The sequence below is a fragment of the Vibrio sp. Vb2880 genome (assembly GCF_033337975.1).
GTDB lineage: Bacteria > Pseudomonadota > Gammaproteobacteria > Enterobacterales > Vibrionaceae > Vibrio > Vibrio alginolyticus.
In genome coordinates, this window is the sequence record NZ_JAWORT010000001.1 from 330,287 (window position 1) to 342,386 (window position 12,100).

The 12,100-nt window shown below is 43.8% G+C and carries 8 protein-coding genes; 2 read left to right on the plus strand and 6 right to left on the minus strand.

Annotated elements, in window-relative coordinates; translation table 11 throughout:
- Window positions 1-54 precede the first annotated feature (54 nt).
- A complete protein-coding gene (locus tag R7M92_RS01420; RefSeq protein ID WP_054700563.1) occupies window positions 55-720 on the minus strand; it encodes a peptidase E in 666 nt (221 codons plus the stop codon).
- A gap of 37 nt (window positions 721-757) precedes the next feature.
- Window positions 758-1,669 (minus strand): LysR family transcriptional regulator, encoded by a 912-nt coding sequence (locus R7M92_RS01425; RefSeq protein WP_213960599.1) that lies wholly within the window; start codon window positions 1,667-1,669, stop codon window positions 758-760.
- An 88-nt stretch (window positions 1,670-1,757) separates the two neighbouring features.
- On the opposite strand from R7M92_RS01425, the gene catC reads away from it, so the two are divergent.
- Window positions 1,758-2,417 (plus strand): type C chloramphenicol O-acetyltransferase, encoded by a 660-nt coding sequence (gene catC / locus R7M92_RS01430; RefSeq protein WP_025516497.1) that lies wholly within the window; start codon window positions 1,758-1,760, stop codon window positions 2,415-2,417.
- A 56-nt stretch (window positions 2,418-2,473) separates the two neighbouring features.
- Here the strand turns inward: catC and R7M92_RS01435 are convergent, their stop codons facing one another.
- The 4 genes from R7M92_RS01435 to R7M92_RS01450 all read right to left on the minus strand — a co-directional run bounded on the left by R7M92_RS01435 (window position 2,474) and on the right by R7M92_RS01450 (window position 8,737).
- A complete protein-coding gene (locus R7M92_RS01435; RefSeq protein ID WP_167415796.1) occupies window positions 2,474-4,153 on the minus strand; it encodes a DUF342 domain-containing protein in 1,680 nt (559 codons plus the stop codon).
- Window positions 4,154-4,404: 251 nt separating this feature from the next.
- Entirely contained in the window at window positions 4,405-6,432 is a 2,028-nt protein-coding gene (locus R7M92_RS01440) for a tRNA(Met) cytidine acetyltransferase TmcA (RefSeq protein WP_318132535.1), read from the minus strand.
- Window positions 6,433-6,537: 105 nt separating this feature from the next.
- Complete coding sequence (locus tag R7M92_RS01445; RefSeq protein WP_005374504.1) at window positions 6,538-7,512, minus strand: ParB/RepB/Spo0J family partition protein; 975 nt, start codon at window positions 7,510-7,512, stop codon at window positions 6,538-6,540.
- Window positions 7,513-7,519: 7 nt separating this feature from the next.
- On the minus strand, window positions 7,520-8,737 hold the full coding sequence (locus R7M92_RS01450; protein WP_005374503.1) for an AAA family ATPase: 1,218 nt from the start codon (window positions 8,735-8,737) through the stop codon (window positions 7,520-7,522).
- A 1,238-nt stretch (window positions 8,738-9,975) separates the two neighbouring features.
- Between R7M92_RS01450 and R7M92_RS01455 the strand changes: the two genes are divergently transcribed.
- Window positions 9,976-11,946, plus strand: coding sequence for a replication initiator protein RctB domain-containing protein (locus R7M92_RS01455; protein WP_005374502.1), 1,971 nt, complete (start codon window positions 9,976-9,978; stop codon window positions 11,944-11,946).
- Window positions 11,947-12,100 lie beyond the last annotated feature (154 nt).

Sequence of the window (12,100 nt, forward strand, 5' to 3'; positions counted from 1 at the left end):
GCTTCTTCTGTGTCCGGTCAGTAGTTATTGCCTTTAATGCTGATTTGAAGAAGCTCACCCTCGCAATATGTTTTCTTCGTTACCTGTTTTAACCAACACGCCTGCATCAGGGAAGCTGGTGACAGTAGCTAACAATTTTCCATCAACAAAGTGCAATGCCGCATAATCGTGAATGCCATAACAAGTGATGCTCGGTTGAGAACGAGCAAAGGCTTGGAAAACCTCGAACTTCTCACCTACATGAGAAAAATGCGCCGCAGCCAAACCGTCAATAAATCCAAGACAACGCATAACTTGGTATGCTTCGGGATCACTGTCTGTCACCGCAAACTCAAACCAACAAATTGCACCTGCGCTCATGCCACAAATGATGATGCCTTGTTCATAACACTGCTTGAGTATTCTATCGATTCCCCATTCGCGCCAAATGGCCAACATCGAACGCGTATTACCGCCACCGACGTAAATGATGTCTTGTTCAAATAACGTTTCTTTCCAACCAGCTTCAAACTTAAACAGCGGAAAATGGGTCACGTTTTCACTAAGCTTCGCATCGTAAAAACGTTCAATCACTTCATCGGCATCTCCCGTGGCTGTAGGTATAAAACAAATGTTTGGATTCTCCTTACCAGACAAAGACAAAATGTATTGATCGAGCGGGCTCGGATTCTCTCCCATCATCCAGCCCCCACCGCCAATCGCAATACAGTGTTTTCGCATTCCTTTGCTTCCTCAATTGTTGCTAAGTTTGTTGTCGCTATTCGCCGACAGAATATATGTTCCTAAAGTGATCAATGAACGCTCGCGTTCTTCTTGGTAAGTGCTCACGTTTTGGGTAAAGCAGATAAAGCGGCAAAATCGCATCCGTTTGCCATTCTGGCAGCAAACTCACGAGTTTTTCTTTTTGTGCAGGGTCGAGTTTAGCCAGTGCAAATTCATCTAACATGGCTACACCACAGCCAGCCAAAGTAGCATCCAACATGGACTGGATAAGATTAAAACTCAGCGTACTTTCTAACTCAATGCTGCACTGCTGTTGAGTTTGCTTATGCGTAAACGTCCACTTGTCTAACACCAAGTCACGACTTTTATAAAGGATGTGCTCTAAGTCACCAAGCTCCTCTGGCGTACTTACATTTGGTTTATCAGCTAAATACGAGCGATGAGCGATCGGTTTACAGTGTAAAGTGCGTAGCTGATGGCCGACGTATCCCTCTGGGGGAGTATCGGTAAAGTAGAATGCGATATCAAACCCAGCCTCAATCAAGTCGAGAGGTGTCTCTGTGAAGATCACTTCGACGCTCACTTGTGGATGTTGCAATCGAAACTCGATCAATGTTTGGCTGAGTAACGCAGCTCCGAAAGAAGCGGACGCCGCTATTCTCAATTTTCCCGATACGATCTCGTTTGCCATGACTTGCTCATTGATCTGCTCAGCGCCTTCGAGCAGTTTCTTTACCTGCTGATAAAACCGCAAACCATCGTAGGTCAAATTAAACTGGCGCGTAGTTCGCTGAATAAGCTGCACCGACAATATGTCTTCAAGCTGTTTAAGTTGCCGACTTACATGCGCATTCGAACAATTCAGGCGCTTTGCTGCGCCAGCAATACTTCGCTCCTCGCACAAAGCGACGTAAAGTGGTACGTAGCTGAGCCATTTTATTTCCATACAGTAATTCTGAATCTCTAAAATCACACTACTGGAAATAATAGAAAGCCTCTAAACTCAGTACAATCTAAATTTGAAAGGATGAGTTATGAGTGTTTTCGACACGTGGTTAAAAGGTCAAGTCATTAAAGATCACATCACTAATCCCAATATCATCGTTGGCGATTACAGCTATTACTCGGGCTTCTATCATCAAAAAAGCTTCGAAGAGCAAGCGGTACGCTACTTGTTGGGTGACCCCGTCACACTTCAAGAATGGCAAAGTAGAGAACCCGATAGCATCGACAAATTAATCATTGGCAAGTTTTGTTCCATCGCTTCTGGAGCTACCTTCATGATGGCAGGAAACCAAGGTCATCGCATTGACTGGATTTCGACCTTCCCCTTCTCTCCTGAAGAATTTGGAGAAGGCGTGCAAGACGGTTTCGAGCGTGCCGGAGACACGGTGGTGGGGAACGATGTTTGGATTGGCAGCGAGGCGATGATCATGCCCGGAGTAAACATCGGCGATGGAGCCGTCATCGGAGCACGCACCGTAGTGACGAAAGACGTGCAACCTTATTCGGTGGTGGTTGGAAACAACCAAGTCGTACGTCAACGATTCAGCGATAAAGAGATTGAAACTCTACTCAATATCCAATGGTGGAACTGGCCAATAGAACACATTAAACAAGCAATGAAAGTAATGTGTAGCAGCCAAGTCGGTGCGCTTGCGGACTACTATCAAGAGCACATTGTCGATTTGTAGATAAACAAAAGCCCACACATCTTGTTGCGACGTGTGGGCTCAGTGAGTAAGAAAGCTTAAACCGCAGCGACGTCCTCTTCTTCCAAGTTCGCCGAGACTTTAATTTCGTATTGATTGAAACGGAACGAACAACCGCCATGAGTGCGCTTTGTCGTTACTTGTTCGTCGCCAAACTGCACCGTCACGCGAGTGAAGACACGCTCTTTGGCTTCGACAATATTTTCTTCTAACGCGACTTCAAAGTCATGTTCCGTTTGTTCTAGCTTTTGCTTTATCGCTTCAAGCTGCTCGTTGTTTTGTGTTTTCATCACGTCAATCTGAGCTTGTTCTTCGTCGGTACGTTCGGCTTTAGGACGTTTCTTAAATTCGAGCTCTTTACGAATCACATCCATCGTGCCTTCTTGAGCGCGTTTGTATTGTTCTTTAAGCTCTGCTAATCGTTCCTTAAATGCAGAATAGCGTGCGAACGCTTCTACCTTAGTGGCGGTGTCGCCTTCTACGCCCAATTGTAAGCACACCACTTTGCCACCGACTTTTGCATCTCCGCCGCTGAGCGTGCCGTTCCTACCGTTCGCGTCTAGCACCGTCAGATTGCGCCCACAAACAATATCGTTATTCATGCTGTGCACCGCCAACTCAATATCTTCGCCGGCTTGCAAATCACAATATTGGGCGTAGCTGGCACGAATCGAACCTTTGGCTTTGACGTGACAACTCTTTGGCTGGCCATCACTCACGGTGTGGCCAATGATCCCTTTACCAACTTGGATGTCGTCTTGCGCTTGTACGTCAGCCGATTCAATGAAGCCGCCTACAGTAATAGAACCCGTCGCTTTAACAATCATGCCAGATTCAATGTTGCCACCGATAATCACATTCCCTTTGAATTTCACGTGGCCTGTATTCACGCCAACGCTATTGAGGCAGAGTGCGTTATCAACTTCGATGGTTTTGTCTTTAATCAGAGGCGTACCGGATACCGATGCAATCAATAGGTTTGGGTCTTGCTTGCTTATCTCGGTGCCCTTGCCTGGCTTCATTGGGCTGTCTTTTCCGGCTTGTGGAGGAATCACTCGCCCTTGAACAGTAAAACCAGGCGTACCTTTGGTCGCAGGCGTGCGGCGCATCACCTCATCGCCTACGTCAACCGCGATAGTTTCACCGAGGTTACGTAAATCAATTTTGTCGCTAGCAGATTGGCCGTCTTTGGGTTTGAGGATGCGTTTGGTGATGTCTTTAACAAGAGGAGTAAAAAGAGCGTCTTTGCCTTTGATAGGTTGCTTACCAACCGCTACAGGTTGAGAAAAAGTTTCGCCGGGTTTGAGCTGAGTGCTGACAACCAACACTTTCTTCAAAGCCAGTTTGTTGATGCCTTTCGAAACTCGCGCTTGAGCAAGGGCTTGAACAATCTCGGGGCCACGTAAACCTCGGCCTCCGTACGCGCCGACAACGTTCATACTGGCGAGCATGTCATTATTCGATAATTCAACCTCAACTTGCGCGTTGCGTTTTTCCGCAATGACGATGCCTTCGTAGGCCTCGGCTTTACGTTCTTTGGCGCAGTTAATGAATCTCACGACTTCCCCCTCAACAACAAACATCTTTTCAGCGTTCATTGCGACGAGCTGCTCGTTTAATTCATTTTGATTTAGCTCACCACCGAGGTCCACTTCTCCCGGAAGACGGGCTATCACCTTGGTCTTATCTTCAGATAACTCAAGACACAGCTTCCACATACCCTTACCACTTTGCTTCCCATCAACACTTTCAGTCTACCCAAATCCGTTTTCTGAACAAACCTCGCATTTCTTATTATAGGGCTCACGTCACTAAAGAAAGTAATCCATCAATAACGGTTAAACAGATATTAAGAGAGCATTTCGATTTAACCTAAAGCTCAATCAAAATACACGCCGAAATAAAAAGGAGCTGGATTTACAGTGTAAAATCAGCTCCTAATAATTTCATTTACAGTGTAAATTTCCCTTTAGTGTTTACAGTGTAAATCGTTCCAAATGTGTCTTACTTCGTCCCTTAACTGCTGCTCAACTTGCCTTCTTCCAGGTAAACCAAATTGCTGAGCACATTCAGTCCAACTACGGTTAAGAAAAAGCTTACTGATCATCAAGTCGGAAGCGGAGTTCAAACCTAAGTTAAGTAACCACTGCTGAAGCCAAGCAGACACGGACTCATAACTGTTACCACCATCAGCATAGCATTCAATTAGTAATAACTTAGCGGGATGAAGTGGACTCATTCCCAAAGGTTGCGGTAATAGAGCTCGAAAAATAGAGGCTTCTAATTTTGGATAGACGTCAGCCACATTGTTAGACAACATTTCTTCAAATAGCGTCTGAGATTCATCGACCCAAGCCGTCTGTTGGGAATCACAAGGTTTGACCATCAAGACTGAATAACAACCGCTAGCAGCATCGCGCATTGACCCTAAACGAATTGCACGGAAGTTCGATTGTAGCCAGAAATAGAGCAACTCTTCCGTCGCACCGAAACTCGTGGATAAGTAAGCAATGTGTTTAGCCGCCATTTGATCAAGTTGCTGCAGCATTTTTTGACCGATGCCTCTTCCTTGCAATTCCGGATGAACAGCAATTCTCATGACTCGCAGCGTCGATAGATTCGCGACATTCGGAAATCCTAGGTGGTTTGCAATCGTAACTGGGGCTAAGTGTCCTTTAGGACGACGCTTACCAAGCTGAATTTCTTCAACCAATTCAACGTCAAGCCCACCCTCTTCGACCGCTAATATTACCCCCACAACCGCATTATCTTGCTTAGCAAAATAGAGCTGACTGTTGTCGTCTTGCAAAAGGTGAATCAAATCATTCGGCGAGGTCTGATAATGAGCATTAACCAAAAGAGCGAAGCACTCGCGCAGCAAACTAGGCTGCGATATCAAATCGTCCTTATCGGCTTTAGAAAGGGAAATTGAGTCGACCTGGTTAAGTTGATGGTGCGTTAACTCCGCATCCAACAAAAACGCGTCATAGAGCCATGATTCGAGCGCATCATTCATGCTCCAGCGGATGGGCTGTGTCATGTGCCACGTTTTCATTCCCGAACGCTGTTTCTGAAGCCAATCAACAAATTTAATCGTAAAGCCCCGGCCACAACCTTCATAACCGTGAATAGTCGTAGAAAAAATGAGTCGATGATAATGTTCGGTAATGCTCTTGAGCATAGGAACTGGAATTGCAGCCGCTTCATCGACAAGTAACAAATCACATTCAGGTCGACTCAATAATAGTTCATCTGGAGCAATAAATTGAATGGCTCCCTGCCCTGATTCTAATCTGTCCTTCTTAATACGCTGTGCGCTAGGGAGTAAACGTAAAGCATGTTGGTAAACAGGCTCAACGGCTTTTATAGATGGTGCCGTAATTAAGATTCTAAGCGGCTTCTGCTGTAATAAGTTCGCACACGCAATTCCGAGGGCACTTGTTTTTCCACGTCCACGATCAGCGGTCAAAATTAATGGTCGCTTTCGATGTCCTGTCACCACCTTTTCAATTAGAGAAATGGCATGTTCTTGTTCCGTGTAGTGGCTTTCTTTTTCTGCTTGCTTGATGTCTGGAGCCGTTGGCAATGGTTTGTCTTGCTCAATAACAACGAGCTTCTCCCATTGTTTGTGCATCCATTGCTGAGCAAAATTCGCATTTTGTCGCAGCTCAGTAATGACAATAAGAAAACCGCCGCCAACCAATGAGCCAAGCGCGGCGGTAAAACTATTGGCGTCAAAGCCATTTCGAGCATCAAACAATAGAACGTCACACTCTCTGCCTAGCAACATGTGCCCTTGTTTAGACGAAACACTGGATACGTTTTTCAAACCAAAATCACCAACAGAAAACCAACGTTGATGGCGCTGCGTTTTATGGAACTCTGACATCAACGCATTTTGCCAAGAAGCCTCGCCTTGAATGACAACACCAATCCTTTGGAAAGATTGGTGAGCTTGATGTTGAAGTGATGAAAGGAAATCAGATTGTGTCTGCATTTTGTCTATCCAACGTTGAACTGACGCAATGGTATCACATCTTTAATTTGACGCTTCTCAGATATAAAAAAACCGCCCGGAGGCGGTTGATTCAATCATCATTTGTTATTGCAGTTTGGTTTGTACAAACGCAAGAATCTCTTCCATTAAGCTGTCATCAACTTTCTTCAAGTTCAACGCCAGGCTGCTACCTTTTCGGCTATAGCTTGCTCGACCTTTTACTAAGTCGACTTTTTCCGTCTTCTTGCCAGGTTTTGCTGGTGCAAGTTCAGTAATCCAATTTTCGATGCTTTCCGTGACTTCTTTTGTCAGACGAGCAACGCCTTGAGCTGTGCTTCGCTGCCATAAAAACCCTTCGCTAGAGCGACATTTATCTAACAGCTCTTGCTGCTGCTCTGGCGTCAGCGTTGAAAACTGTTTGTGCAGTTTCACGATAGTTGGACGACCGAGATCGCCAACATTCGGATACGCTTGAAGCAGTTCTAACGGTAATGCTGCGGCTTTTAAAGCGCCACTTACCAACGCTTCACTGCACTGGAACATTTTTGCCAATGCTTTCTGATCTTCAGCTTCACCACTATCAAGCTTAGCCTGCATCTCTTTCCCTTTTTCATATAAAGAGAGCGGCTTGTGAGCATTTGCCACATCAGACAAAAACTTAGCATGGTCAGTATTGATGTTGTCAGCAACATAAACCAAAAAATCTTGTTCAGCGAGGATACAAGACATGCGACGACGGCTACCATCTAAAACTTCGATCTTGCCATCTTCAGTTCTACGACCTACAGCTGGATATTGTTGGCCACGCTCTTTGAGTGTGACTAAAACATCAGATAAAGCATGTTCATTTAAGAACGATTGCTCACGAGCGTTATCAACAAATACTGTTGTTTCTGTCGCAACTTTATTTGCAGGAATACGCACAAGTTCAAACTGAACAATATTTTCACCTGCAACTGCTAGTTCAATCGTTTGAGCTTTCTCTTTTGCCGCAGTTTGCGCCTCTTGCGGAGTCACAACACGACGCTTATTCGTTTTGCCAAATAATTTCGCGTTTAATTCAGACGTTTTCAAAGCCATTTACTTATTACCCCTGATTCAATGACGGCCAATTAGAGTGCAGGACACGCTCTAATTCCAGTGCGCTTTTATGAACAGCGTCCTGCGCGGTAGCTAGTGTCTTCTTACCGCCTTCAAAATCGCTTACTGTCAGATCAAATACTGTGCTGTAGGTATCGGCACAGGTTTCAAACGCACGGCTACGAGGAATAGTAGCCATCATAACTTGGTCACCTAGAAGATAGTTCATTTCAGTTAAAACAGAAACTTGCTTCTTATTGTCGTCCTCAAACATGGTTGGCATCAAGCGAACAAACTCAAGACCATTCCAGTCCTCCGGGAACATTTCATATACCGTAGGCAAATGCTGGAAGAAGTTTACTGTTGAAGCCCAGTCCAGACGCTTAGCCGCACAAGGAATTAGCAAGGCATTTGATGCATACATCGCATTCCATACTAATGGGTCAACGTGTGGACCGGTATCAATCATAATGATATCGAAGTCATCAGCAATTTTATCAATCAGTTGCTCTTTCAGCAGACGGACGATATCGAGTGATGGGTCTTCAGATAGCGTTTGCCATGCTTCCGCATTAAACATCGCGTCTTCTGGAAACGCTGAAATCGACTTTAAGTTCGGATATTGCGTTGGCAGCAATACGTTTTTACGTAAAAATTCACTGTCAATTTCCACACCATCAGGCACGTTACCCAACATAATGTCTACCGCAGAATAGATATTATCATGCTCTGCCATGCTGATTTGCGGGTTGAGGAATAAACGTAGCGAGCCTTGTGGGTCTAAGTCGATTAAACAAATACGGTATCGTTTATCCAAATTTAGCGCTAAACATGCCGCTAAATGAACCGCGGTCATTGATTTACCTGTACCGCCCTTTTGGTTCTGCACATTAATAATCCAAGGTTTGTTACCTGAATTCTTTTTACGCTCATGAAATTTAGGCACTTCAGCCGCATCCATGAGCATGTGTGCTTCTTCTAACGTAATTGAATAATGATTCGCGTTGTTTTTGGTAAATTGATGCCCAGCGGCTTCCATTTTACCAATCGCGTCGTCGAGCTTACGGCGAGTTAGACCAGAACGGGTTTCCATCATCGCTTTCGACATTGGTGGGAAGTAGTTATCGCTTCGCTCTTCTAAAACAATTTCAATACGGTCAGCTTGAACCTGCTGAGTCAGCTCCGCTAACTCAAGAAGGTTTTCAATCGTTTTTTCTCTTTTCATGCCAAATTCCGTTGGAAGGATTTATAATTGCAATTGTACAGCAGTAAAGACCAAAAACAACAAAAAGGTGCACGAACATTTTGAATGACCATCACATAAAAAAACACCCAAATCGACGCTTTTATGATTTATGGTCAAAAAGATAACTATTTTTAATCAAATAATCTTCTCATAAGTGGACACCTAAACTTAAAAATAAAAAGTGTTACAACGTCACTCATTTACAATGTAAATCAATTTTCTACCGGAACGATTATAATCTTAAGCTAAATTACGGATTATGTTAGACCAACCTAATTTAAACGAAAAATAGTAAGTAATATCGGAACAATAAAGACCTGAACACCTTGATCATGTCTCCGAACAAAATAGGGCAGTTCCAGCGAAACATCTATGGAAGTATGATCAAGGTATACTTATGATCATGCTTCCGTGTTAATAAACAAATCCGAAAGCATGATCATGGAAAAATAGAGCAGAATACGGTGTAAACACGCAAATAAAATAAGATCCATTAATCGGAAATATGATCAAGCCTTAGAATCTGTCGGAAGCATGAGTTTTCTTCTCTGATTTACGGTTGAGTGCAGACAGAATGGGGGATTGAGCAGAAATTGACGGTATAGAAGCCGGAACAATGAAATTGCTCAAGTTGCTATGATAAATCACGCTCTCATGATCATGCTTCCTGTAAATAAGCAGAGACTAGGATTTACTTCTAAATATGAGCGACTTGAATATATTTTAATCAGATGAGTGATATCTCATCAATATGGGCGCCAGAACGATAGATATATTGGCTCTTGATCATCGGTCCGAGTATAAATAACATCATCAATGCACAATATAATCATCGTGAAGATCATTATTAAATACTGCATCTGTGGATAACCTGTAAAAACATCATGATCATCGTTTCAAGACTCTTTTGATCATCTTTTCATAACCTTAATGATCATGCTTACGAATAAATATGATCATGCTTTCAGGTTATTGTTGATCATACTTTCAGACTTCTTATGATCATACTTCCGAAATACATGGAAATAATAGTCTTATAGAACAAAAGCTTAGCGAAAAATTTCAAGCCAGATCATTAGATCATATAATCAATTAAGATCAGATTAATCAAAAAGATCAGTTATTTAAAAAACAATCTTTTTTCTTTATTTATGATCTGTTTTTCTTTATTCTTCGGAACCATAGCACAACTACGGCTAGTGTGATCTGGATCTAAAATGACGGCTGATGAAAAAATTCTGATTAAAGCACCGAGAAGCCACAAAGATGGCCATCTTTTTGAGGTACATGAATCCTCTGCGGATTGGGTAGAGCAGTACCAACATTTCAAAGGGGTGACCAAAAGCATCTTAGAGTTGCTTAATCTGATCTCATTACGAGGCTTCAGCAGCAAGGATGGTTTGGTTTCAACCACAGAGATTGTGGAAGCAACAGATGGGCAACTCACACGTGCAGCCCTGCAACAACGTTTGCGCGCGGCAGTAAATATTGGTTTATTTACTCAAACTCCAGTGCGTTTTGAAGAGGGACTTGCTGGTAAAACGATGCTACATAAATTTGTGAATCCCAATCAGCTTATATCTGTGTTGGGAGCAACAAGTCTTGTTACCGACAAAGTTCGCCAGAACGAAAAACAAAAACGTTCGAAAGCATTGGCTCAGACTCAAGTAAACAAACGTTTGTTGAATGAGCACGGGTTAAACACACCTCCCACGATGAAAGATGAAGCCGATCAATTTGTTGTATCTCCAACAAATTGGGCTGGGATCATTGACCAAGCACTTGCGCCACCAAGAACTCGAAAAAGTTATCAGAAATCCATGGTGTCGATCTCTGGCACAAAAGCCGTTATTGAGACGCGATCATCCAAAAATATCATGACTGTGGATGATCTCATGACCCTGTTCGCTCTCTTCACGTTAACGGTTCAGTATCATGATCATCACAAAGATCAGTATCAGCTTGATGCGGCTCACGTACCAAACAAAACGCCGCTATACATCACTGATATTTTGTCGCTCAGAGGCAAAAAAGACAGTGGCCCAGCTCGTGATTCCATCCGTGACAGTATCGATCGTATCGAGTTTACCGATTTCCAACTGCATGAACTCACTGGCCGATGGCTCAGTGAAAATATGCCCGAAGGCTTTAAGAGTGACCGCTTCCGCTTCTTAGCCCGTACCATCACGGCTTCAGAAGAAGCGCCCGTTGAGGGCAGTGATGGCGAAATTCGTATTAAACCCAACTTATACATCTTGGTGTGGGAACCGTCGTTCTACGAAGAACTACTAACACGCGATTATTTCTTCTTGTTCCCACCAGAAATCCTGAAACAGCATACGTTGGTGTTCCAGCTGTATTCGTTTTTCCGTAGCCGTATGGTGCGCCGACACACAGATTGCATGCTGTTGAGCGAGTTAAATCAGAAGCTTGCACGTAACATTGAATGGCGTCGGTTCTCAATGGATCTGATCCGTGAGCTGAAACGCTTGTCAGACGGCAAAGGGACAGACGATCTTTTTGTGGTGAACTTATGGGGCTATCACTTAACGATCGAAACTATGATCGAGAATGATAAAGTGATGGATTACCAGATCGACATCAAATGTGACGTCGAAGAGGTACTGCGTTACTCACGTGCTCGTACAACCAACGCAGGCAAGCGCAACATGGCGCCTACGCTGCCAAACCCGCTTCGTAATGAGATGGTAACCCGACAGCAGCTTGAGGAGCTCTCAGGCATCATAGATGGCGAATTTGAGCCCATTCAACGCAAAGCACCGTCTCCAAGAGGAAATTTAGGGCGACGCGTGAAGCAAAGAAAACATTTGGTAGAGATCAATGCTGATGAGATCACCATTACTCTATCTAAATATACCTCACCAGAGGCTCTAGAACGCAGTATAACGGCTTTGTCTGCGATGACAGGGCACTCGTATGCCTCAATCAAAGAAGAGTGCTCAGATTACATAGAGAAGCTCGATTGGCTAAGGGTAGGGGATGAGCCGATTCCTTATGAGACATTAAGTAAAACCGTCGAGCTGTTTAACACCCAGAACGATGTTAAGCATCTTACCATCGAGCGCCTGATTGCGGGGTTAGCGGTGCGTCGGAAAGTTTGTCGTCAAATCTTCGATGGTCACATGGATGAAATGGTATTTCGTGCCTTGGATGAAATGGCGATTTAAAAGTGTCGCTTGATGTGTATCAAGCTATAGGTGTGATGTATCGGTTTGAAATGTAACAATGTCTTTCGATGATAAAAAACAGACTTAACTCTTACAAACCACTGACATTAGAAGCTAAGCCTAATACTACTATTTATCCCGAATAGACAACCTT

Excerpts from the sequence above, each read along its gene's own strand:
- R7M92_RS01450 (WP_005374503.1), bottom strand. The coding sequence starts at position 8,737 with ATGAAAAGAGAAAAAACGATTGAAAACCTTCTTGAGTTAGCGGAGCTG.
- R7M92_RS01425 (WP_213960599.1), bottom strand. The coding sequence starts at position 1,669 with ATGGAAATAAAATGGCTCAGCTACGTACCACTTTACGTCGCTTTGTGC.
- catC (WP_025516497.1), top strand. The coding sequence starts at position 1,758 with ATGAGTGTTTTCGACACGTGGTTAAAAGGTCAAGTCATTAAAGATCAC.
- R7M92_RS01455 (WP_005374502.1), top strand. The coding sequence starts at position 9,976 with ATGACGGCTGATGAAAAAATTCTGATTAAAGCACCGAGAAGCCACAAA.
- R7M92_RS01435 (WP_167415796.1), bottom strand. The coding sequence starts at position 4,153 with ATGTGGAAGCTGTGTCTTGAGTTATCTGAAGATAAGACCAAGGTGATA.
- R7M92_RS01420 (WP_054700563.1), bottom strand. The coding sequence starts at position 720 with ATGCGAAAACACTGTATTGCGATTGGCGGTGGGGGCTGGATGATGGGA.
- R7M92_RS01440 (WP_318132535.1), bottom strand. The coding sequence starts at position 6,432 with ATGCAGACACAATCTGATTTCCTTTCATCACTTCAACATCAAGCTCAC.
- R7M92_RS01445 (WP_005374504.1), bottom strand. The coding sequence starts at position 7,512 with ATGGCTTTGAAAACGTCTGAATTAAACGCGAAATTATTTGGCAAAACG.